Source organism: Paraburkholderia sp. EG286B, from assembly GCF_040965655.1.
Lineage (GTDB): Bacteria > Pseudomonadota > Gammaproteobacteria > Burkholderiales > Burkholderiaceae > Paraburkholderia.
Genome location: NZ_JBFRCF010000010.1, coordinates 245,315 through 266,492, shown reverse-complemented (window position 1 = coordinate 266,492; position 21,178 = coordinate 245,315). Strand labels below are relative to the sequence as shown.

Annotated in this window: 17 protein-coding genes; 14 read left to right on the top strand and 3 right to left on the bottom strand. The window is 66.8% G+C overall.

Annotated features, from left to right (window positions below; translation table 11 throughout):
• Nucleotides 1–49 precede the first annotated feature (49 nt).
• From AB4Y42_RS23170 to AB4Y42_RS23140, 7 genes are all read left to right on the top strand, one after another.
• Complete coding sequence (locus AB4Y42_RS23170) at nucleotides 50–2,863, top strand: monovalent cation/H+ antiporter subunit A (RefSeq protein WP_368695451.1); 2,814 nt, start codon at nucleotides 50–52, stop codon at nucleotides 2,861–2,863.
• Nucleotides 2,863–3,216, top strand: coding sequence for a Na+/H+ antiporter subunit C (locus AB4Y42_RS23165; RefSeq protein ID WP_368688486.1), 354 nt, complete (start codon nucleotides 2,863–2,865; stop codon nucleotides 3,214–3,216). The genes AB4Y42_RS23170 and AB4Y42_RS23165 overlap by 1 nt, the downstream gene beginning before the upstream one ends.
• Complete coding sequence (locus AB4Y42_RS23160; protein ID WP_368688487.1) at nucleotides 3,213–4,877, top strand: monovalent cation/H+ antiporter subunit D; 1,665 nt, start codon at nucleotides 3,213–3,215, stop codon at nucleotides 4,875–4,877. Before AB4Y42_RS23165 ends, AB4Y42_RS23160 begins: the two co-directional genes overlap by 4 nt.
• A gap of 1 nt (nucleotide 4,878) precedes the next feature.
• Nucleotides 4,879–5,373 (top strand): Na+/H+ antiporter subunit E, encoded by a 495-nt coding sequence (locus tag AB4Y42_RS23155; RefSeq protein ID WP_368688488.1) that lies wholly within the window; start codon nucleotides 4,879–4,881, stop codon nucleotides 5,371–5,373.
• Nucleotides 5,367–5,642: a K+/H+ antiporter subunit F gene (locus AB4Y42_RS23150; protein WP_368688489.1), complete on the top strand. Its 276-nt coding sequence runs from the start codon at nucleotides 5,367–5,369 to the stop codon at nucleotides 5,640–5,642. Before AB4Y42_RS23155 ends, AB4Y42_RS23150 begins: the two co-directional genes overlap by 7 nt.
• Nucleotides 5,643–5,651: 9 nt before the next feature.
• The gene (locus AB4Y42_RS23145) at nucleotides 5,652–6,050 is read left to right on the top strand and encodes a Na+/H+ antiporter subunit G (protein WP_368695450.1); all 399 of its coding nucleotides are present in this window, start codon (nucleotides 5,652–5,654) and stop codon (nucleotides 6,048–6,050) included.
• A 285-nt stretch (nucleotides 6,051–6,335) separates the two neighbouring features.
• Nucleotides 6,336–7,127: a DUF4397 domain-containing protein gene (locus AB4Y42_RS23140; RefSeq protein ID WP_368688491.1), complete on the top strand. Its 792-nt coding sequence runs from the start codon at nucleotides 6,336–6,338 to the stop codon at nucleotides 7,125–7,127.
• Nucleotides 7,128–7,178: 51 nt separating this feature from the next.
• Here AB4Y42_RS23140 and AB4Y42_RS23135 read toward each other — a convergent pair whose 3' ends face one another.
• A complete protein-coding gene (locus AB4Y42_RS23135) occupies nucleotides 7,179–8,087 on the bottom strand; it encodes a LysR family transcriptional regulator (protein WP_368695449.1) in 909 nt (302 codons plus the stop codon).
• A 146-nt stretch (nucleotides 8,088–8,233) separates the two neighbouring features.
• Here AB4Y42_RS23135 and AB4Y42_RS23130 point away from each other — a divergent pair, with 146 nt between their 5' ends.
• The 5 genes from AB4Y42_RS23130 (at nucleotide 8,234) to AB4Y42_RS23110 (ending at nucleotide 16,332) form a co-directional block, all read left to right on the top strand.
• Nucleotides 8,234–10,357: a 3-hydroxyacyl-CoA dehydrogenase NAD-binding domain-containing protein gene (locus AB4Y42_RS23130; protein WP_368695448.1), complete on the top strand. Its 2,124-nt coding sequence runs from the start codon at nucleotides 8,234–8,236 to the stop codon at nucleotides 10,355–10,357.
• 25 nt (nucleotides 10,358–10,382) lie between these two features.
• A complete protein-coding gene (locus AB4Y42_RS23125) occupies nucleotides 10,383–11,579 on the top strand; it encodes an acyl-CoA dehydrogenase family protein (protein ID WP_368695447.1) in 1,197 nt (398 codons plus the stop codon).
• A gap of 10 nt (nucleotides 11,580–11,589) precedes the next feature.
• Nucleotides 11,590–12,726 carry an acyl-CoA dehydrogenase family protein gene (locus AB4Y42_RS23120; RefSeq protein ID WP_368695446.1) on the top strand — a complete coding sequence of 379 codons (1,137 nt, stop codon included), beginning with the start codon at nucleotides 11,590–11,592 and terminating at the stop codon, nucleotides 12,724–12,726.
• Nucleotides 12,727–12,778: 52 nt separating this feature from the next.
• On the top strand, nucleotides 12,779–13,993 hold the full coding sequence (locus AB4Y42_RS23115) for a CaiB/BaiF CoA transferase family protein (RefSeq protein ID WP_368695445.1): 1,215 nt from the start codon (nucleotides 12,779–12,781) through the stop codon (nucleotides 13,991–13,993).
• Between the two features lie 266 nt (nucleotides 13,994–14,259).
• The gene (locus AB4Y42_RS23110) at nucleotides 14,260–16,332 is read left to right on the top strand and encodes a VTT domain-containing protein (protein WP_368695444.1); all 2,073 of its coding nucleotides are present in this window, start codon (nucleotides 14,260–14,262) and stop codon (nucleotides 16,330–16,332) included.
• A 16-nt stretch (nucleotides 16,333–16,348) separates the two neighbouring features.
• Here AB4Y42_RS23110 and AB4Y42_RS23105 read toward each other — a convergent pair whose 3' ends face one another.
• Complete coding sequence (locus AB4Y42_RS23105; protein ID WP_069261746.1) at nucleotides 16,349–16,621, bottom strand: hypothetical protein; 273 nt, start codon at nucleotides 16,619–16,621, stop codon at nucleotides 16,349–16,351.
• Nucleotides 16,622–16,921: 300 nt separating this feature from the next.
• On the opposite strand from AB4Y42_RS23105, the gene AB4Y42_RS23100 reads away from it, so the two are divergent.
• Both AB4Y42_RS23100 and AB4Y42_RS23095 read left to right on the top strand, forming a co-directional pair.
• A complete protein-coding gene (locus tag AB4Y42_RS23100) occupies nucleotides 16,922–18,007 on the top strand; it encodes a Dyp-type peroxidase (protein ID WP_368695443.1) in 1,086 nt (361 codons plus the stop codon).
• On the top strand, nucleotides 18,000–18,800 hold the full coding sequence (locus AB4Y42_RS23095) for a family 1 encapsulin nanocompartment shell protein (protein ID WP_324161712.1): 801 nt from the start codon (nucleotides 18,000–18,002) through the stop codon (nucleotides 18,798–18,800). The genes AB4Y42_RS23100 and AB4Y42_RS23095 overlap by 8 nt, the downstream gene beginning before the upstream one ends.
• 97 nt (nucleotides 18,801–18,897) lie before the next feature.
• Here the strand turns inward: AB4Y42_RS23095 and AB4Y42_RS23090 are convergent, their stop codons facing one another.
• Complete coding sequence (locus tag AB4Y42_RS23090; RefSeq protein ID WP_368695442.1) at nucleotides 18,898–21,159, bottom strand: TonB-dependent receptor; 2,262 nt, start codon at nucleotides 21,157–21,159, stop codon at nucleotides 18,898–18,900.
• Nucleotides 21,160–21,178: the final 19 nt, after the last annotated feature.

Here is a 21,178-nt window from a genome sequence, read left to right as displayed (position 1 = left end):
ACTGCGGCGCGGCGGCTCGGCGCCCTGCCGGATCCACGGGGAGTGTCGAATGGCAATGGGGTGGCTCGTCGTACTACCGTTCGTCGCCGCGGCGCTCGTTGCGTTCGCGGGGCCGCTCGCCGGACGCTGGGCGTCCGCCTCCGGCACGTGGATCGCATTCGCGGCCGCGCTCTTCGGCCTGGGACTGCTGGGCAGCGAACGCGTGGGCATGGCCACCCATGGCGTGCTGCACTGGCAAGCCGACTGGATCCCGCAGCTCGGGCTCTCGTTCGCACTGCGTCTGGACGGTCTTTCGTTCATGTTCGCGCTGCTCGTGCTCGCGATCGGTCTGCTCGTCTTTATCTACGCGCGCTACTACCTCGCGGGCAGCGAGTCGCTGCCGCGCCTCTACGCGCTGCTATTGCTCTTCATGGGCGCGATGCTCGGCGTGGTGCTGTCGGACAACCTGCTCCTGCTCGTGATCTTCTGGGAACTCACGAGCATCGTGTCGTTCCTGCTGATCGGCTTCTGGCCGTCGCGCCCCGAAGCGCGGCGCGGCGCGCGCATGGCGCTCACCATCACGGGTGCGGGCGGCCTCGCGCTGCTGGCCGCCGTGCTGCTGCTCGGCCACGTCTGCGGCAGCTACGACCTCGACGTCGTGCTCGCGCACGCGGGCCTGGTGCAGCGCAATCCGCTGTATCCGGCGATCCTCCTGCTCGTGCTGTTCGCGGCCTGCACGAAGTCGGCGCAGTTCCCGTTCCACTTCTGGCTGCCGCATGCGATGTCGGCGCCCACGCCCGTTTCCGCGTATCTGCATTCGGCGACCATGGTGAAGGCGGGCATCTTCCTTATTGCGCGCTTTTACCCCGTGCTCGAAGGCACCGACTGGTTTTTCTACGTGACGAGCCTGATCGGCCTCGTCACACTCACGGGCGGCGCGGCCATGGCGCTCGTGCAGCGCGATCTCAAGGGGCTGCTCGCCTATTCCACCATCAGCCATCTCGGGCTCATCGTGCTGCTGTTCGGCCTCGACACGCAGCTCTCCACCGTCGCCGCGCTCTTTCACATCTTCAATCACGCGGTATTCAAGGCCTCGCTCTTCATGGCGGCGGGCATCATCGACCATGAAACGGGCACACGCGACCTCGGCCGCCTGCGCGGCCTGCGCCGCTTCATGCCGCATACCGCCGCGCTGGCCGCCGTGGCATCGCTCGCGATGGCAGGCGTGCCGCTGCTCAACGGCTTCCTCTCGAAGGAGATGTTCTTCGGCGAAACGCTCGCACAAGGACTGCTCGGCGACTTCAGCTGGATCATTCCCGGGCTCGCCGTCATCGCGGCGGGGCTCTCGGTCGCGTACTCGCTGCGCTTCGTGTGGGGCGTGTTCTTCGACGGCGTGACGCCGCACGACCTTCCGCACTACCCGCCGCACGAGCCTCCGCGCTTCATGAAGCTGCCCGTCGAGATTCTCGTCGTCATCTGTCTGCTCGTGGGCCTCGTGCCGGAGCAGACCATCGGCAGGATGCTCGAGTCCGCGGCGTGGTTCGCGCTCGGCGGCAGCGTGCCCACGTACAGCCTGAGCTTGTGGCACGGCATCAATCTGCCGCTCCTGATGAGCTGCGTATCGTTCGTGGGCGGCGCGCTGCTGTTCTTCTATCGCCGCGACGCGTTCCGCCATCATCGTTCGGTGCTTTCCGAAATGAACGCGAGCGAAGGCTTCGACCGCCTCGTGCAGCAGCTCGAAAAAGCCGCGGGCGTCGCGGTCAATCTCTTCGAAACGCGCTCGCTGCCGGCGTATCTCGCGTGGATGATCGCGGCGATGCTGATCGTGCCCGGCGCGGCGCTCCTCGCGCTCGCTTCGCTGGACGGGGCCTACCGCTCGGCGCCGCTCGATGCGATGACGCTGGTCGGCCTCGTGCTGATGGCGCTGATGGCCGTGGGCGTCGTGCTCGTGCGCGCCAATACGCTCTATGCGCTCGTGATGCTGAGCACCTGCGGGCTGCTCGTCACGCTGGCGTTCGTGCGCTTTTCCGCGCCCGACCTCGCGCTCACGCAGATCTCCGTGGAAGTGGTCACGGTGCTGCTGCTCGTGCTCGCCATCTACTTTCTGCCCGTCGTGCAGCGCGCGCAGGAGCCACCCGCCGCGCGTGCCCGCAATGCGGTGCTCGCGCTCGCGGGCGGCACACTGATCGGCGCCGTGGCGTATGCGGTAATGACGCGCGCCCCCATCGACGGCGTCGGCCAGTTCTTTCTCGCGAACGCGCTGCCGGGCAGCGGCGGCCACAACGTCGTGAACGTGATCCTCGTGGATTTCCGCGGCTTCGATACGATGGTCGAGATCAGCGTGCTGGTGGTGGCGGGGCTCGCCGTGAAAGCGCTGCTGCGTGGCCTGCGCCTCAAATCGCCCGACACGGGCCCGGGCGGTCTGCCGTGGTCGTCGCAGTCGCATCCGCTGCTGCTCGCCATTCTCGCGCGCCTCATGCTGCCGCTCACGCTGCTCGTTGCCGTGTTCATCTTTCTGCGCGGCCATAGTCTGCCGGGAGGCGGCTTTATCGCCTCGCTCGTGATCTCCATTGCACTGCTGTTGCAATACGTGGCGAGCGGCGTGCTGTGGACCGAGTCGCGCATCCGCATCAACTACCGCGGGCTCGCGGGCCTCGGCATTCTCGTCGCGGCCACCACGGGCGTAGGCGCGATCGTGCTGGGCCAGCCCTTCCTCACCAGCGCGTTCGGCCATCTGCACCTGCCGGTGATCGGCGAAATCGAACTGAGCACGGCCATGCTGTTCGACCTCGGCGTGCTGGGCGCCGTGGTCGGCACGACGCTCACGATCGTCTCGCACCTCGGCGTGCGCGACAAGGACATGCAATCCGTGGAGAAAAGCTGATGGAAGCCGCCTTCGCCATTACGCTCGGCGTGCTCTGCGCGAGCGGCCTCTACCTGCTGCTGTGCGCGCGCGTGCTGCCGGTGATCCTCGGCATCACGCTGTTCTCGTATGCGATCAACCTGTTCCTGCTCGGCATCGGCCGGCTCTCCACCGGCAAGCCGCCCGTGATCACGCCGGGCGCGCAGTATGCCGACCCGGTGCCGCAAGCGCTCGTGCTCACTGCGATCGTGATCGGCTTCGCCATGACGGCCTTCACGGTCGTGCTCGCGCTGCGCGCGCTCGCGATCGACGGCACCGATCACGTGGACGGCGACAACCCGCAGCGCAGCGGCCTGGAGATGCGCGGCGAATGAATCACGCTCTCATCCTCCCCATCCTGATTCCGCTCTTCGCGGCCGGCGCAATCGTTGCGCTGCCGCTGCGCGCGAAGCGCCTGCAGCGTGCCATCAACGTGATCGCCACGCTCGCGCTGCTGCCCGTCGCGGTGGCGCTCGCCGAATTCGCGGCGCAAGGGCAGATTGCCAGCTATGCGCTCGGCGCGTGGCCCGCGCCGTTCGGCATCGTCTTGCAGATCGACCGGCTCGGCGCACTGATGCTCGTGCTGACCGCGCTGCTCGCGTGCTGCTGCCTGCTCGGCACCACGAGCGCCGATGTCCGGCGCGGGCGCTACTATCGCGCGCTCGTGCAGTTCGAGCTGATGGGCCTGAACGGCGCGTTTCTCGCCGGCGATCTCTTCAATCTGTTCGTCTTCTTCGAACTGCTACTGATCGCCTCCTACGCGCTGCTGCTGCATGGCGGCGGCCGCCGCCGCGTGCGCAACGGCCTGCACTACATGCTGTTGAACCTCGTCGGCTCGTCGTTCTTCCTGATCGCGCTGGGCGTGCTGTACGGCCTCACGGGCACGCTCAACATGGCCGACGCGGGCGAGCGGCTCGCGCACCTGGACCCCGCGTCGCTGCCGCTCGCGCAGTTCGCGGGCGCGACGCTCATGCTCGTATTCGGCCTCAAGGCCGCGGTGTTCCCCATGTCGTTCTGGTTGCCACAGGCGTATCGAAGCGCAATCGGGCCCGTGGCCGCGCTGTTCGCGATCATGACCAAGGTGGGGATCTACGCGATGCTTCGCTGCGACGCGCTCGTGTTCGGCGCGGCGGGCGGCGTGCTCGACGCGTTCCTGCATCAATGGGCGTGGTGGCTCGCCATTGCGACAATCGTCTATGGCGCGCTCGGCGCGCTCGCGGTATCGAGCCTCAAGACCACGACCGGCTTTCTCGTGCTGGTCTCGGTCGGCCTGCTGATTGCGGCCGTCACGCTGCAGACCGTGCTCGCGTGGAGTGCGCTGCTGTACTACCTCATCAGCACGACGCTATGCACGGGCGCGCTGTTCATGCTCGCCGATACACTGGAGTCCGAAGCAAGCGAACCGGCGGTCGCGCCCGCGGCCCCCGAAACACGCGAGCCCGCCTCGCTCGAATCGCTCGACGACGCCAGCGCGCCCGCCATCACGCCCGAAGCGGACAGCGAGCCGGTCGCAACGCTTCCCAAGGCAGCGGACCCGGAAAAAACGCCCAAGCCCTGGCCCTCGAACCTCGCCGGCGTGCTCTATCTCGCGGCGGCGGTTGGCGCCGTCGGCCTGCCGCCGCTCTCGGGTTTTCTCGGCAAGGCCATGGTGCTCGCCGCCACGCCGCTTGCGCAGGCCGTCGTGCTCTGGCCCGCCGTGCTGGTCGCGGGCCTGCTGTCGATCGTCGCGCTCAGCCGCACAGGCACACGCCTGCTGTGGGCGATGCCCGCGGCACGCGCCTACGACGGCGCACCCGCCATTGCGCCGCGCGGCAGCCGCGCCAGGCTCGCCGCGTGTGCGCTGCTGCTCGCGGGCGTGGTGGCGGCAACGGTGTTTGCCGGCCCGCTCAAGCAGTATCTCGACGCCACCGCGGCGCAGTTGCTCGACCGCGCAGCCTACGTTCACGCGATCCTGCCCGCGCAGGCCGCGCAAACGTCACCGGGCGGAGGAAGCTGACATGCTCAAGAGGCTCTTTCCGCACCCCTGGCTCACCGTCGTGCTGCTCGTATGCTGGGTCTTGCTGATGAACGACGTGTCGCCGGGCAACCTGCTCCTTGGCTTCGTGCTCGGCACCGCGATCGCCTACCGCGTGGGCGAAGGGCTGTGGCTCGCGCCGGTGCGCTTCGGCAAACCGTGGCTGCTCGTGCGGCTGCTCGGGCACGTGCTCTACGACATTCTCGTGGCGAACCTCGAAGTCGCGTTGCTCGTGCTCGGCCCGACGCAGCGCCTGCGCCCCGCCTTCATCGACGTGCCGCTCGACAGCACCCACGAAATCGCCCTTTCTGCGCTCATCAGCATCGTCTCGCTGAGCCCCGGCACACTGTGCGCCGAGCTCTCCGACGACCGCCGACGCCTCGTCGTGCACGTGCTCGATCTCGAAGACGAAGCCGCGCTCGTCGCCTTGATCAAGTCCCGTTACGAAGCCCCGCTCATGGAGATCTTCGCATGCTAGCCATCGCCATTCCGGTGTCGTTCGCGATCCTCGGGCTCGCGTTCCTGCTCACGCTCGTGCGCCTCGTGCGCGGGCCTTCGCTGCCCGACCGGCTCGTTGCGCTCGACACGCTCAACGTCAACGCGATCGCGCTGATCGTCGTCTACGGCATCATGCTGCGCTCGACGGTTTTCTTCGAAATCGCGCTGCTCATCGCGGTCATGGGGTTCGTGGCGACCGTCGCGTTCACCAAGTACCTGCAGCGCGGCGACATCATCGAACTGAACTAGGGCTTCGCCATGCAAACCGTCATCGAAGCAATGGTCTGCGTGCTGCTCCTGCTCGGCAGCGCGTTCACGCTGATCGGCGCGATCGGCCTCGCACGCTTGCCCGACTTCTACATGCGCCTGCACGGACCGACCAAATCGACCACGCTCGGCGTAGGCGGCGTCGTGCTCGCTTCCGTCGTGTACTTCAGTGCGCACAACAATTTCGCGAGCCTGCACGAAGTGCTGATTCCGGCATTCCTGTTTCTCACCGCGCCCATCAGCGCGCATATGCTCACGAAGGCCGGGATCCAGCAGCGCGTCGCCGTTTCGTCCGTCACACGCGGACGGCCGAACGCCGCTAACGCGAGCGCCAGCGGCGAGCGTGCGCAAGACGCGAACCTGGACAACGAGGGCGCACAGGACTCTTGACTATCGGCGCGGCGCTTCGCGCCGGTAAAAGCTGCCATCGAACGCCGTAACGCTCGCGCGCGCCGGGCCTCACACGCGCTCCGGGCCCCATCGCCCCCCTATCCTCATCCCGTTGCGCACACACGCATCGCGCCGATCGCCACGCACGGCACACCAATTGCTGATCGTGCTCGCCCCCATGCAGCATCGCGCCGCCGTCCCGGCTCGCGATGGGGGCAATAACAACGCGCGGCCGCAAACGAGGCCGCACACCGTGCAGCCTGAACGAAACGAATGAGGTCAACAATGAAGACGATACGCACCCTGCTCGCGTTTGCGAGCACGGCAGCCCTGCTCACGGCATGCGGCGGCGGCAGCAGCAGCAACGACGTCGGCAAGGAAATTGGCGTGCAGAACCCCGAGATACATTTCGTGCATGCCCTGCCCGGCGGCCCGAACGTCGATTTTCTGGTGAATGGCAGCGCCCTGCAGACGAACGTCGCGTACAAGCAGGTCACGAACTTCGCCAACATCAACACCGGCAACACCAACGTCTCGTATGCGAGCACGGGCACGACCACGCCGATTGCAAGCGGCGCCTTCGCCGACGTGGCGAAGGGTCATGAGTACACCGTGCTCGCGTTGCCCGCGCTCACGGGCGGCGACATCGGCCTGATCGATGATCCGTTCGACAAGGGCCTGCTTTCCAGCAGCGCACGCCTGCGCGCGTTCAACGCCACCGTCAATGCGCAGAACCTCGACATTTACATCGTCGCACCCGGCACGGATATCAACGGCGTGCAGCCGACCTTGCCGGCCGTGGGCTACAAGAACGCCGTGCCCGCGAGCGGCCAGGACTCGATCTACATGAACGGCGGCAACTACGTGGCGATCGTCACGGCAGCGGGCAGCAAGACGGCGATCTACGAGTCGGCCTCTTTCAACCTCGCGAACAATGCGGACTGGCTCATTACGACCGTGCCGATCTCGGGTACGCTCTCGCAACTCCTGCCGGGGCAGATTCACCTGCTCGTCGCGCAGGGCGGCAACACCTCGCAGCCCGCCGTGGAGTACAGCAACACGCTCACGGGCCAATAGGCCGTTGCGCAGGCAACCGGCGCGGCCAGTGGCGGCGGCTACCTGCGCCGCTCACGCGGCCGCGCCGCGCCCGGTCTTGCGGGCCTCGCCCAGCACGTAGTCGATGAAGGTGGCCGCCGCCCGCGTGTGGTGGCGGTTCGGCATGTAGAGCATGTACATATGCGTGCCGAAAATGCTCAGGCGCCACGCGTCGAGCGACGTGACGGCCGCGCCCTGGCGAATGTCGTCGTGCATTACGTAGTCGGGCACGATGCCCACGCCGAGTCCCGCGAGAATCGACTGGCGCAAAAACAGGAAGTTTTCCGAAATAATCGACGGCTCGAGCAGCACCTCGTGCCGGTCCTCGTTTAGATAACCCGCAAGGCGCAATTGCCGCCCCACCACCGTTGCGGTGATGACGGGCGCGCGTGCCAGATCCTCCAGCGTTTGCGGCATGCCGTGCTTTTCAGCCCACTCCGTGCACGCACACGCGATGTACTTCACCGGCCCCATATCGCGCGCCACGAGATTCTGCGGCGGCTCGTGCATCACGCGCACGGCAATATCGACTTCGTCGCGCAGCAGGTCTTCCACGCGGTTTTCGAACATCACGTCGAGCACGATGCCGGGATACATCCGCTTGAACTGGATGAGCCAGTCCGACATCACGAGCTGCCCGTAGCCGCTCGGCACGGAAAGCCGCACGCGCCCCTGCAGGCTCTGGCCAAGGGTGGAGACCGATTCGCGCGCGGCGAGCAGCGCGTTCTGGATCGCGCGGCCGTGCTCGTAGAGCTTCAGTCCGATTTCGGTCGGCTCGACCCGGCGCGTCGTGCGGCGCACGAGCTGCAGGCCGATCGACTTCTCCAGATGGTTGAGGTGGTAGCTGACGTTCGCGCGGCTCATCTTGAGCCGGCGCGCCGCCTCGCTGAGGTTGCCCGCATCGAGAATCTCGACGAGCAGGGTCAGCGCGTTGACGTCCATGGCACATCCACTGTCAAAAATACTTTGACAGTCTGTCAACAGGAGATGGGATTGTCAATTGCCGCTGGCGCGCCGAGAATCGACGCGAACATGAAACATTGCCGTCTGGCCCGCCAGTCCGGCCCTCTTTTGGAGACAGCATCGCCATGGCATCCGATTCCGTGAACGCCTCCCCCGTCACTCATGAACTGCGCGGCAAGGTGCTGCTCGTCACCGTGGACAATCCGCCCGTCAACGCGCTGGGCGTGGACGTGCGCCGCGGCCTCGCCGCCGCCATCGAGCATGCCGAGGCGAACGACGCCGTGCAGGCCGTGCTGATCGTCGGCGCGGGGCGCAATTTCATTGCCGGCGCGGACATCCGCGAGTTCGGCAAGCCGCCGCAGCCGCCCGCGCTGCCCGACGTCTGCAACCGCATCGAGGCCTGCCACAAGCCGGTGATCGCCGCCATTCACGGCGCGGCGCTCGGCGGCGGCCTCGAAGTGGCGCTCGCGGCGCACTACCGGCTCGCCGTGGCGGGCGCGAAGCTCGGCCTGCCCGAAGTGCAGCTGGGCCTGCTGCCAGGTGCCGGCGGCACGCAACGCACGCCGCGCCTGATCGGCGCCGAAGCGGCGCTCTCGCTGATGCTGAGCGGCCGTCACGCGAGCGCGCAGGAAGCGCATAAGCTCGGCCTCGTCGACCGCGTGGGCGCGAGCGACGACATTCTCGCCGAAGGCCTCGCCTATGCGCAGGAACTGCTCGCGGGCCATGCGCCGGTGCGACGCACGCGCGACGCCCAGGCGCTCGCCGATCGCGCCCAGGCGCAAGCCGCGATCGACGCCGCGCGCGCCGAGACCGCGAAGAAGTCGCGTGGCCTGTTCTCGCCGCTGAAGATCGTCGATTGCGTGCAGGCCGCGCTCGATCTCTCGTTCGACGAAGGCTTGCGCTTCGAGCGCAAGCAGTTCCTCGAATGCCTCGAAAGCCCGCAGCGTGCGGGTCTCGTGCACGCATTCTTCGCCGAGCGCGAAGTGCAGAAGGCCCCTGAAACGAAGAGCGCGATGCCGCGCGCGATCGACACCGTCGGCGTGATCGGCGGCGGCACGATGGGCGCGGGCATTGCCGTGGCCGTGCTCGACGCGGGCCTGCCGGTGACGATGATCGAACGCGACGACGCCTCGCTCGCGCGCGGCCGCGCCCACGTGGAAAAGGTCTACGACGGCCTCATCGCCAAGGGCCGCATGAAGCCCGAAGCGAAGGCGCAGATCCTCGCGCGCTTGAGCGGCAGCACCTCGTACGACGCGCTCGCGAACACCGATCTCGTCATCGAAGCCGTGTTCGAGGACATGGCCGTGAAGCAGGCCGTGTTCGCCGAACTCGACCGCGTGTGCAAGCCCGGCGCCGTGCTCGCGACCAACACCTCGTATCTCGACATCGACGCCATTGCGGCCAGCATCCAACGCCCGCAGGACGTGGTGGGCCTGCACTTCTTCTCGCCCGCCAACATCATGAAGCTGCTCGAAATCGTGGTGCCGAAGCGGGTGAGCGCCGATGTCGTGGCCACGGCATTCGAGCTGGCGAAGAAGCTGCGCAAGGTGCCGGTGCGCGCGGGCGTGTGCGACGGCTTCATCGGCAACCGCATTCTCGCGGTGTTCCGCACCGCCGCGGATCATCTGATGGAGGACGGCGCTTCGCCGTACCAGATCGACAAGGCCGTGCGCGACTTCGGCTTTCCGATGGGCCCGTACCAGGTGGTCGATCTCGCGGGCGGCGACATCGGCTGGGCCACGCGCAAGCGCCGCGCCGCCACGCGCGACCCGAAGGCGCGCTACGTGCAGATCGCCGACCGCATCTGCGAGCGCGGCTGGTTCGGCCAGAAGACGGGCCGCGGCTTCTATCTCTACCCGGAAGGCGCACGCACGGGCACGCCCGACCCCGAAGTGGAAGCGATCATCCGCAGCGAGCGCGAACGCGCGGGCGTCACGCCGCGCAGCTTCAGCGACGAAGCCATCATGCGCCGCTACATGGCCGCGATGATCAACGAAGGCGCGAACGTCGTGCATGAAAAGATCGCACTGCGCCCGCTCGATGTGGATGTCACGCTGCTCTATGGCTACGGCTTCCCGCGCTATCGCGGCGGTCCGATGAAGTACGCCGATACCGTGGGCCTCGCCAACGTGCTCGCCGATATCCGCGAGTATGCGAAGGAAGATCCGCTGTTCTGGCGTCCTTCGCCGCTGCTCGTCGAACTGGTCGAGCGCGGCGAGAATTTCGCGAGCCTCAATCAATCGGCCTGAATGTGCCCTGAAGGAGCTTTTCACAATGGACCTGAAATTCACCGCCGAAGAAGAGGCGTTTCGCAGCGAAGTGCTCGCGTTCCTGAACGAGCGCCTGCCGCAGCGCCTTGCCAGCAAGGTGAGCAACGGCCGGCACCTGACGCGCGACGACATGGCGCAATGGCATGCGATCCTCCACGAAAAAGGCTGGCTCGCGAATCACTGGCCGCAGGCATACGGCGGCCCCGGCTGGAGCGCCGTGCAGAAGTTCATCTTCGAGAACGAATGCGCGATTGCAGGCGCGCCGCGCATCGTGCCGTTCGGCGTCAACATGCTCGGGCCCGTGCTCATCAAGTACGGCAGCGAGGCGCAAAAGCGCTACTGGCTGCCGCGCATTCTCGACGGCTCGGACTGGTGGTGCCAGGGCTATTCGGAACCGGGCGCGGGCTCGGACCTCGCCTCGTTGCGCACGACTGCCGTTCGTGACGGCGACCACTACGTGGTGAATGGCCAGAAAACGTGGACCACGCTCGGCCACTACGCGAACATGATTTTCTGCCTCGTGCGCACCGCCACCGACGTGCGCAAGCAGGAAGGCATCAGCTTCCTGCTGATCGACATGAACACGCCGGGCATCGAGGTTCGCCCCATCGTCACGCTCGACGGCGAACATGAGGTTAACGAAGTGTTCTTCACCGACGTGCGCGTGCCGGTGGCGAACCTCGTTGGCGAAGAAAACCGCGGCTGGACCTACGCGAAATATCTGCTCACGTACGAGCGCACGAATATCGCGGGCGTGGGCTTTTCGGTGGCGGCGCTCGCGCGCCTGAAGCGCGCCGCGCGGAACATCACGCGCAACGGCAAGCCGCTTGCAGAGGATCCGCAGTTTGCGGCGCGCATCGCGAAGGTCGAGATCGATCTGGAGAACATGAAGACGACCAACCTGCGCGTGATCGCTGCGGTGGCGGGCGGCGGCGTGCCCGGTGCGGAAAGCTCGATGCTCAAGATTCGCGGCACCGAGATCCGCCAGGAGATCTCCTCGCTGCTGCGCCGCGCGATGGGTCCGTATGCCGCGCCGTTCGTCGAGGACGCGCTCGAAGAAGGGTATGCGGGCGAGGCAATCGGGCCCGACGATGCCGCCAGCGCCGCGGCGCAATACTTCAACAACCGCAAGCTGTCGATTTTCGGCGGCTCCAACGAAATTCAGAAGAACATCATCTCCAAGATGATTCTCGGGCTTTGAGAGGCACGCCATGGACTTCCAGCATACAGAAGACCGCCGCATGCTTGCGGATACGCTCAATCGTTTCATCACGGAGCAATACGGTTTCAATACGCGCGATACAATCGCGCGCTCCGAGCAAGGCTTTAGCGCAGACATGTGGCAGCGCTTCGCCGAACTCGGCGTGATCGGCGCGCTGTTCGACGAGGCCGATGGCGGCTTTGGCGGCGCGGGCTTCGATGTCGCCGTGGTGTTCGAAGCGCTCGGGCGCGGACTCGTGGTCGAGCCGTTCCTCGACACGCTGATCGTGGGCCGCGCGCTCGCGCACGCGGGCAGCGAGGCGCAGCGCGCGCGCATCGCCTCGTTCATCGACGGCTCGCAAATCGCCGCGCTCGCGCACGACGAGCCGGGTTCGCACTACGAGGACGCACGCGTGGCGACGCGCGCAGAGAAAAGCGGCGATGGCTGGGTGCTGCAAGGCGCGAAGGGCGTCGTTCAGCATGCCGAACACGCCGACGTGCTGCTCGTTTCGGCGCGTACTTCCGGCGAAGAATTCGCCGAAGCAGGCATCTCCCTCTTCGTCGTGCCGCGCGATGCAGCGGGCGTGAGCCTGCGCGGCTACCGCAAGATCGATGGCGGCCGCGCAGCGGAAGTGGCGCTCGACAACGTGAAGGTGCATGCCGATGCGCTCATCGGCGCGCAAGGCAGCGGCTTCGCGACGCTCGAACATGCACGCGGATACGGCATCGTCGCGCTCGCATCGGAGGCCGTGGGCGCGATGGAGATCGCACGCGACTTCACGCTCGAATACCTGCGCACGCGCAAGCAGTTCGGTTTGCCCATCGGCAGCTTCCAGGCGCTGCAGCATCGCATGGCGGACGTGCTGCTCGAAATCGAGCAGGCGCGCTCGGCGGTCATCAACGCGGCAGCGGCGATCGACGCGCCGCGCGCGCAGCGCGAACGTGCGCTTTCGGCCGCCAAGTACACGATCGGGCGCATTGGCGCGCGCGTGGCCGAAGAAGCGATCCAGCTGCACGGCGGCATCGGCATGACGTGGGAATTGCCGCTCGCGCACTATGCAAAGCGGCTCGTGATGATCGATCATCAGCTTGGCGACGAGGATCATCATCTCGCGCGCTATATCGCCTTGGGGCGCGAGGCGGCGTGAGCCATGAAGGGGCGGCTGCGTTGCCCCGACAACGAACCAGGAGTACCAGTTGATGCAGACGGACAACAACAGCTTGCCCCTGGCGGGCGTGCGCGTGCTCGATCTTTCGCGCGTGCTGGCCGGGCCGTGGAGCGCGATGGTGCTCGGCGACCTCGGCGCGGAAGTCATCAAGATCGAGCATCCCGACCGCGGCGACGACACACGCGACTGGGGCGTGCGCGTCGGCAAGACGGAGACTGCGTACTTCAACAGCGTGAACCGCAACAAGCGTTCGATCACGCTCGATCTGCAAACGCCCGAAGGCCAGCAGATCGTGCGCGACCTCGCGAAAACCAGCGACATCGTCGTGCAGAACTTCAAGTTCGGCGGTGCGGAAAAGCTCGGGCTCGGCTATGAGCAGTTGAGCGCGGAGAATGCGCGTCTCATCTATTGCTCGATTTCGGGCTACGACCGTACAGGACCCGAAGCGAAACGCCCTGGCTACGACCTCGTCGTGCAGGGCGAAACGGGCCTCATGGCGATGAATGGCGAAGCCGACCAGCCGCCGCTCAAGTTCGGTGTGGCGGCCGTGGATCTTTTCACGGGCATGTATTCCGCACAGGCGATGCTCGCCGCGCTCTACGAGCGCGAGCGCACGGGTCGCGGGCGCCACATCGAGATGGCGCTGTTCGACTGCGGCCTCATGATTACCGCCTACTACGGCCTCGAAGCGCTGCTGATCGGCGAGGACCCGCCGCGTTACGGCAATGCGCACCCGTCGATCGTGCCGTATGGCGTGTTCGATGCGGCCGATGGTCCGCTCGTCATCACCGTGGGCAACAACGCGCAGTTCGAGCGCTTTTGCCGCGAGGTGATCGAGCGCGCCGACCTCGCCGACGACGCGCGCTACAAGACCAACATCCTGCGCGGGCAGAACCGCGAGACGCTCGTACCCGAACTCACGCGCGAACTGGGCAGCCGTCCGCGCAAACTGCTGCTCGAACGGCTCGCGGGCGCGGGCATTCCGTGCGGCGAAGTGGCCGGCCTGCGCGAGGCGCTGCTGTCGCCGCGCGCAACGCGTGGCGGCCTCGTCACGCAGCAGCCGCATCCGCATACCGAAAGCGGCACGACGCCGGTGCTCGCGCCGCCGTGGCGCTTCGACGGCGAACGCCTGCCCGTGCGGCACGCGCCTCCGCAACTGGGCGAAGGCACGCAGGAGGTCCTGCAGTCGATGCTCGGTTATTCGGCGGAACAACTGGCCGGGTTGAAGGAGAAAGGGGTTATCTGAATCGGGTCCCGGTCGTAGCCGGACTTGCGGGCGCAAAATCCGCCGCCCCCCCTTCCGCGTCGCCGCCGCGCGACGCGGCCCCGCCTTCGCCCCCCTCGCTGCGTCCCGCCCGGCCTCGCGTCGCACGTAGTTGCGCGCGCCCGGTTATATTGCGCCTGATGGTCCCGCACGCCGCTTGCGGCTAGTTGCGAACGGCCGGTGCGGACCGGCACCCGCCCGATCTCGCGCCCGTCCCGCGAGCCCCAGCAAACGAACCCGCCCCGCTCATGGAGCACGCCTACGATCATTTGCTGCACCTGCTCGCCGCGCACGCGACGTGGACGCTCGCCTTTGTCGTGGTCGCCGCTTTCCTCGAATCGCTCGCGTTCATCGGCACGTTCATTCCCGGCAGCACGGCGATGTTCATTGCCGGCGCGTTCGCCGCCACGGGCACGATCAACCTCGGCTGGCTCTTCGTCTGCGCGATTGCGGGCGCCGTGGCCGGCGACGGAGTCAGCTTCTGGATCGGCCATCGCTACCGCGGCTCGCTGGCCCAGATGTGGCCGTTCAGCCGCCATCCCGCCATTCTCGAGCGCGCACACGCCTACTTCGTGAGCCACGGCACGCGCAGCGTGATCCTCGCGCGCTTCATCGCGCCGCTGCGCGCCGTGGTGCCGATCGTCGCGGGCATGGCCGGCATGAAGCCCATGCGCTTCTTCATGATGAACGTGATTTCCGCGCTCGTCTGGGCGCCCGCGCATATCGTGCCGGGCGTCGTGTTCGGCGCCTCGCTCCAGCTCGCGGGCGCGGTGTCGTTCCGGCTGGTGGTCGTCATCGGCATCGTCGCGCTCGCGGTCTGGCTCATCTGGCGTTTCGTGCGCATGCTGCTCCTGCACATCGACAACTGGGCCGGCGCGTCGCGCCGCAGCGCGGCGCAGTGGGCGGCGCAGCATCCCGGGCGCGCCTCGAAGCGCATCGCCCGCCTGCTCGACCCGGCGCAGCCTGCGCTCGGCCCCGTCATCGTGATCACGGGCCTCGTGCCGGTCTGCGCGGCCGTGTTTTCCTATGTGCTCGGCAACGTGCTGCGCGGCGCGCCGCTCGTACAGATCGACCAGTCCGTGCGCCAGTTCCTGCAGTCGATCCGCACCACCTGGGCCGACGAGGCCCTCGCGCGCGTCGAAACGCTCGGCAGCACCTGGACGCTCGCGGCGCTGATCGCGACGGTAGGCATCTGGATGGTGCTGGAGAGGCGTTGGCGCACCATCGCCTACTGGATGATTGCGGCGGCCGTTTCGCAGTTGCTCATCCTGATCCTGCGCTTCGTGATCCACCATACGTCGCCGGGCGGCGGCCAGGCCGTCGAGGCCTATGTGTTCCCGAGCGACCGCGTGGCGTCGATGGTGATCGTCTACGGCTTCGTGATGTTCCTGCTCGTGCGCCGCGCGAGCATGCTGGAGGCCGCGCTGGTCGCCGCGCTCGGCAACGGGATCATCGTGGCCGTGGCGTTCGCGGGGCTCTACTTCGACCGCTTTCTGTTCTCGGACGCCATCGGCGGCGCGGCCTTTGCCGCCATCTGGGTGGCAATCGTCGTGCTCACGTCGCTCTGGCGCTACCCCAAGCGGCCGCCGCAGCGCACCTACGTGCCGCCCATCGTGCTGATCGTGCTGGTCGGCGCCGTTCTGCTGCAGACGGCCGGGCGCATGCCCGCGCCGCCCACGACCGCGGCGGCGCCGCCTGTCGTCCTCTCGCAAATGCAGTGGAGCGATTCGCTGTGGAGGACGTTTGCGTGCTATCGCTTCGACATGAAAGGCGCGCGCCGCGAGCCGATGACGATCCAGTGGGCCGCGAGCGCCGACGATCTGCGCGCCGCACTGCGCGACGCGGGCTGGGCCGAAGGCCCGCAGATTTCGGTGAGGAGCGTGCTATCGCTCGTCGCACCGAACGTGGACGTGATGTCGCTGCCGCTGCTGCCAAAGCTGAACAACGGCCTGCCCTCGCCGCTCGTGTTCGCCCGCGCGCGCCTCGCCGCCAAACCGGGCGAGGCGGCAGAGCCGGGCAGCCGCCGCGACGTGCTGCGCTTCTGGCCTTCGGGCTACGCGCTGGCGCCGCGGCGCAATGGAAACGGCACTGGCGATGGCCACGCGAGCGACGGGGAACCCACGCCGATCTGGGTCGGCTCGCTCGTCCACGAGCGGCTGCGGCGCGGGTCGTGGCCGTTCAACGTGGTCACGACCTATCCCGACGACGTCGCCGAACTCAGCGCCCCCGGCCAGCCGGCAGGCTGGCGCACGCTCGCGCTGCCGGGCGAGGTGAGTTGCGAAGGGCGGCCCGTGAAGCTGATCGTGCAGGGCGGCCGCTGAAAGGGAAAACGAAGGCTCAGGCCGTGCTCTCGGCCCAGCTTCCCGTGGCGTGGAAGCGGTCGATGCGCTTGCGGGCGTCCGCGTAGGCGGCGTCGAGCGCGGCGTCGGGGCCGGTGTAGTTGCGCATCATGTCGTGAAAGCGCACGCTGCGCCCTTCGACATGGGCGTCCGCGCCGTGGCGGCAGATGTAGCCGCTGTAGTGGAACAGCGGCTCGGGCGCACGCGGCCCGAACGCCGGAATCGGCAGCACCCAGATCTCGAAGCCTTCATGCTCGGTGTGGTCCCACATGGTGTGTCTCCTGTCGATCCGGAGTTAGTGCTTTAGCACTTACTCCGGTCCCATGCAAAGCTGTCGATCCGGAGTTAGTGCTTTAGCACTTACTCCGGTCCCATGCAAAGCTGTCGATCCGGAGTTAGTGCTTCAGCGCTTACTCCAGCCTGCCCGTCAGGGCACGTCGATATCATGATGAGTATCCTCGCACGGCACCCCTCTCGCCTGCAAACGGCCGTTTTCCCCGAGTTTGGCTAAACTATGCGGGCGCAGCAGAACCCAAACCCGACTCTGGACTCACGAGCGATACCCCACATCATGACGCCGGCCTCTCTCACGCAGGAACCGCAGTCCGTCTCCAGCGCCGTCACACGCAATGCCTTCTTCATCGTCGCGACCGTCAACGACGACGCCGCGAGCCGCGCCACCGTGCGCGCCTGGTGCGCCGACGTCGCCAACCTCGTGCGCGCGGTCGGCAAGCGCGTGCCCGCCGGCAATCTGTCGTGCGTGGTCGGCTTTTCATCCGACGCATGGGACAAGCTGTTCGGCGAGCCGCGCCCGGCCGGCCTGCACCCGTTCCGCGAATTCGGCACGGGCGAGCGCAAGGCCATCGCCACGCCCGGCGACATCCTGCTGCACATTCGCGCCGACGAAACCGACCTGTGTTTCGAACTCGCCACCCAGTTCATGACGCGCCTGGAAGGCGCGGTCACGACCGTGGACGAAGTGCACGGCTTTCGCAACTTCGACATGCGCGCGATGATCGGCTTCGTCGACGGCACCGAGAATCCGACGGGCAACGAAGCCGTCCATTTCACGGTGATCGGCGAAAACGAAGACCCCGAGTTCTGCGGTGGCAGCTACGTGCTCGTGCAGAAGTACATGCACGACATGAAAGGCTGGAACGCGCTATCCGTGGAGGCCCAGGAGCACATCATCGGCCGCACCAAGCTCCAGGACATCGAACTGGACGAAGCCGTGAAGCCGAGCTGGTCGCACAGCTCGCTCACCACGCTCGAAGACGACGCGGGCAACGAGATCAAGATCCTGCGCGACAACATGCCGTTCGGCCGGCCCGGCTCGGCCGAATTCGGCACCTACTTCATCGGCTACGCGCGCTCGCCCGAGCCGATCGAACAGATGCTCGAAAACATGTTCGTCGGCCTGCCGCCCGGCAACTACGACCGGCTGCTCGACTTCAGCCGCGCCGTCACGGGGGGCCTCTTCTTCGTGCCGTCGCAGACGCTGCTCGAAGCGCTCGCCGAAGTCGACCCGGGCGCCGCACCCACCATCGAGGTGGGCGCCGCCGATTCATCGGAAACAGAAACCGAGCCTGCCGCCGTGCCAAACGCAGACGGCTCGCTCGCCATCGGATCCCTCAAAGGAGCACCCCGGTATGAATAACCTCCATCGCGAGCTGGCGCCCATTTCCACGGCCGCGTGGTCGCAAATCGAAGAAGAAGTTGCGCGCACCTTCAAACGCTCGCTCGCGGGCCGCCGCGTCGTGGACGTCGAGGGCCCCGGCGGCCCGGCGCTCGCCGCAGTCGGCACGGGCCACCAGAACGGCATCGAAGCGCCGCTCGAAGGCATCCGTGCGCGGCAGCGCGAAGTGAAGGCGATCGTGGAACTGCGCGTGCCGTTCGAACTTTCGCGCGACGCCATCGACGACGTCGAGCGCGGCGCCGAAGACTCCGACTGGCAGCCGGCCAAGGACGCGGCGACGCGCCTCGCGTTCGCGGAAGACCGCGCGATTTTCGACGGCTACACGGCCGCGCAGATCACGGGCATCCGCGAAGGCTCGTCGAACCCGATCCTGCCGATGCCGGCCGATATCGCCGATTACCCCACGGTCATCGCCAAGGCGCTCGAACAGCTGCGCCTGCAGGGCGTGGACGGCCCGTACGCAGTGCTGCTCGGCTCCGATGCCTACACGGCGGTGAGCGAAGCGAGCGACATGGGTTATCCGATTCTCGAGCACATTCGCCGCCTCGTGAACGGCGAGATCATCTGGGCGCCGGCCATCGAGGGCGGCGCGATCCTGAGCACGCGTGGCGGCGATTTCGCGTTCCACCTCGGGCAGGACCTGTCGATCGGGTATTCGTCGCATGACGACAAGAGCGTGAAGCTGTATCTGCAGGAGAGCTTCACGTTCATGATGCTGACCTCCGAGGCTTCGGTGGCGGTGAAGCCGGAGTGAGCCTGCGCTGATTCCTGCAGGCGATGAAAAAGGGGCGCTTCTTGCGGGTGCCCCTTTTTTCATGCCTCGTCGAAAGCGGCGTTAGCGGCGTGCGCGATCACTGATAGAAGTTCACCGTCACGACCGCCGAGCGGCCCGGCGCCCAGGTTGCGTAGATCGGGTACGCGCTCTGGTAGTACTCCTTGTCGAAGAGGTTGTTCACGTTGAGCTGCAGATCGATCTTCTTCGACACACGCCACGTCGCCGCAGCATCGAAGCGCGCATAGCCCGGCGTCCACTTGCGCGATGTCGCCGAAACCGATGCATACGTCAGGCTCGAAACCGTTGCGCCCGCACCCACCGTGAGCTTCGGCAGCACGTCGTAGCTCGTCCACAGCGTGAAGTTGTGCTTGGGCACCATCACCATCGGCAAGCCGGAAAGCGCGGGGCTGGCCGGGCCGGCATCGGTCGTGATCGCATCGAGGTACGAATAGCCGCCGAACACGGACCACTTGTTCGTCACGTTGCCCGCGAAGCCGAACTCGAAGCCGCGCACGCGCTGCGATCCCGCGTTGATCGTGCCGCCCAGGCCGTCGCTCACGCGCGCGTTGGTCTTGTCGGTCTGGAACAACGCCGTGGTGAGCGAGAGGCGCTGCTCGAGCACGTCCCACTTCGCACCCACTTCGATATTGCGCGAGCGCTCGGGCGCGAGGTCCTTGTTCGTAGCCGTGATCTGGTCCGTGCCGCCGCCGAGACCCGAATTCGAGCCCGGCGGATTCGCCGAGGTGCCGTACGACGCATAAAGGCTCAAGGTCGGCACCGGCTTGAACACGAGGCCGAACTGGTAGCTGAAGAGATTCGACGTGTTCGACAGATCGGCCACGCCCGCCTGCTGCGCGCTCACGTCATAGCGGTCGAAGCGCAGGCCTGCGTTGAAGATCCAGCGCTCGGAAAGCTGCACGCTGTCGAACATGTACGCCGAAGCGATATTCGTCTGCGTATGCGTGGCAGGCCCCGGGAAGCCCTTGTCGCCATTGAGGACGATGCTGCCCGTCCACGGATTGTTCGGGTTCCAGTTGTTGATCGACGCGCAGTTGTACGCAACCGAGCACGGGCCGCCCGAGCGGATGTTGTTGCCCGCCGAATCGCTCACGAGATAGCCCTCGTACAGGTCCTGCTCGTGGCTGAATTCCACGCCCGCCGTGAACGTGTGGCGCATACCGTACAGGTCGAACTTGCCGTTCGCCTCGGTCTGGTTCGCGACGCTGTTGGTCGCGTACTTGCCGCTCTTGGCCTGCAGGCTGAGAATGTTCGAGGTCGCGCTCGTCAGCTGCGGATTGGTCGCCACGTAGTCGAGCGTCGAGCGGCCGAACATCGTCGTGTTCTTGATCTTCCACGCGTCGTTGATGCGGTGCTCCACCTTCACTTCGCCCGTATCGGTCTGGCCGTAGCGGTAGTCGCGCGTGTTCAGGCCGTAGAACTGGCCGCGGTTGGACGACACCGGCGTGCCGCCCGTCGAGCGGAACGGCACGCTGAAGTCGGGCATGTCGTAGGTGTTCAGGTGGTAGTAGCTCACCGTGACCGTGGTCGGCGTGTTCAGGCCAAACGCGATCGAGGGCGCCACGCCCCAGCGTTTGTTGTACACGTCGGTGCGGCCCGCCTGGTCGGCGTCGTGGCCCATGGCGTTGAGGCGGAACGCGGTGGTGTCGTTGAGCGACTGGTTCCAGTCGATGGTGGCGCGCCTGTAGCTATCGGTGCCAAGGCCCACGCTGCCGTTGATGAAGTTGTCGGCCTGCGGCGTTTTCGTCGTGATGTCGATGCTGCCGCCGACCGACCCGCGCCCGGCATACACCGAGTCCGGGCCCTTGATGACGCTGATGTTCTGCACATCGAAGGTTTCGCGGTTCTGCACGCCCGAGTCGCGCATGCCGTCCACGAAGATCGAGTTGCGCGACTCGAAACCGCGAATCACGGGCCGGTCCGCAGACGGATTCGCCGCCGCGTCGCCGCCGAGGAACGTGATGCCGGGCACCGTGCGCAGCGCGTCCTGGAAGGTCGTGACGTTCTTCTCCTTGAGCACCTGCTCCGGAATCACCGTGATGGAGCGTGGCGTGTCGATGAGCGGCGCCGTGAACTTGTACGACTCGAGCGTTTTGGTCTGCATGTCGGAAGGCGCCGAAACGACCTTCACGGCGGGCAGCGTGCTTTCGGCAGCCGCGGTGGACGATGCAGGCGTCGCCGCCGCTGCACTCGCGGCGGCGGGGCTATCGGCGGCGGGCGCGGTCTGCGCGTGTGCGAGAGACGAGGCGAAGAAACTGGAGCAATAGAGCGCAGCGACGGAGGCGATGGCGCGCATCCGCGTCGGGAAATGGACGGACATGAGTGAGCGTGTTGGTCGG

Coding starts and splice junctions, on each gene's coding strand:
- AB4Y42_RS23170 (WP_368695451.1), top strand. CDS start 50: ATGGCAATGGGGTGGCTCGTCGTACTACCGTTCGTCGCCGCGGCGCTC.
- AB4Y42_RS23165 (WP_368688486.1), top strand. CDS start 2,863: ATGGAAGCCGCCTTCGCCATTACGCTCGGCGTGCTCTGCGCGAGCGGC.
- AB4Y42_RS23160 (WP_368688487.1), top strand. CDS start 3,213: ATGAATCACGCTCTCATCCTCCCCATCCTGATTCCGCTCTTCGCGGCC.
- AB4Y42_RS23155 (WP_368688488.1), top strand. CDS start 4,879: ATGCTCAAGAGGCTCTTTCCGCACCCCTGGCTCACCGTCGTGCTGCTC.
- AB4Y42_RS23150 (WP_368688489.1), top strand. CDS start 5,367: ATGCTAGCCATCGCCATTCCGGTGTCGTTCGCGATCCTCGGGCTCGCG.
- AB4Y42_RS23145 (WP_368695450.1), top strand. CDS start 5,652: ATGCAAACCGTCATCGAAGCAATGGTCTGCGTGCTGCTCCTGCTCGGC.
- AB4Y42_RS23140 (WP_368688491.1), top strand. CDS start 6,336: ATGAAGACGATACGCACCCTGCTCGCGTTTGCGAGCACGGCAGCCCTG.
- AB4Y42_RS23135 (WP_368695449.1), bottom strand. CDS start 8,087: ATGGACGTCAACGCGCTGACCCTGCTCGTCGAGATTCTCGATGCGGGC.
- AB4Y42_RS23130 (WP_368695448.1), top strand. CDS start 8,234: ATGGCATCCGATTCCGTGAACGCCTCCCCCGTCACTCATGAACTGCGC.
- AB4Y42_RS23125 (WP_368695447.1), top strand. CDS start 10,383: ATGGACCTGAAATTCACCGCCGAAGAAGAGGCGTTTCGCAGCGAAGTG.
- AB4Y42_RS23120 (WP_368695446.1), top strand. CDS start 11,590: ATGGACTTCCAGCATACAGAAGACCGCCGCATGCTTGCGGATACGCTC.
- AB4Y42_RS23115 (WP_368695445.1), top strand. CDS start 12,779: ATGCAGACGGACAACAACAGCTTGCCCCTGGCGGGCGTGCGCGTGCTC.
- AB4Y42_RS23110 (WP_368695444.1), top strand. CDS start 14,260: ATGGAGCACGCCTACGATCATTTGCTGCACCTGCTCGCCGCGCACGCG.
- AB4Y42_RS23105 (WP_069261746.1), bottom strand. CDS start 16,621: ATGTGGGACCACACCGAGCATGAAGGCTTCGAGATCTGGGTGCTGCCG.
- AB4Y42_RS23100 (WP_368695443.1), top strand. CDS start 16,922: ATGACGCCGGCCTCTCTCACGCAGGAACCGCAGTCCGTCTCCAGCGCC.
- AB4Y42_RS23095 (WP_324161712.1), top strand. CDS start 18,000: ATGAATAACCTCCATCGCGAGCTGGCGCCCATTTCCACGGCCGCGTGG.
- AB4Y42_RS23090 (WP_368695442.1), bottom strand. CDS start 21,159: ATGTCCGTCCATTTCCCGACGCGGATGCGCGCCATCGCCTCCGTCGCT.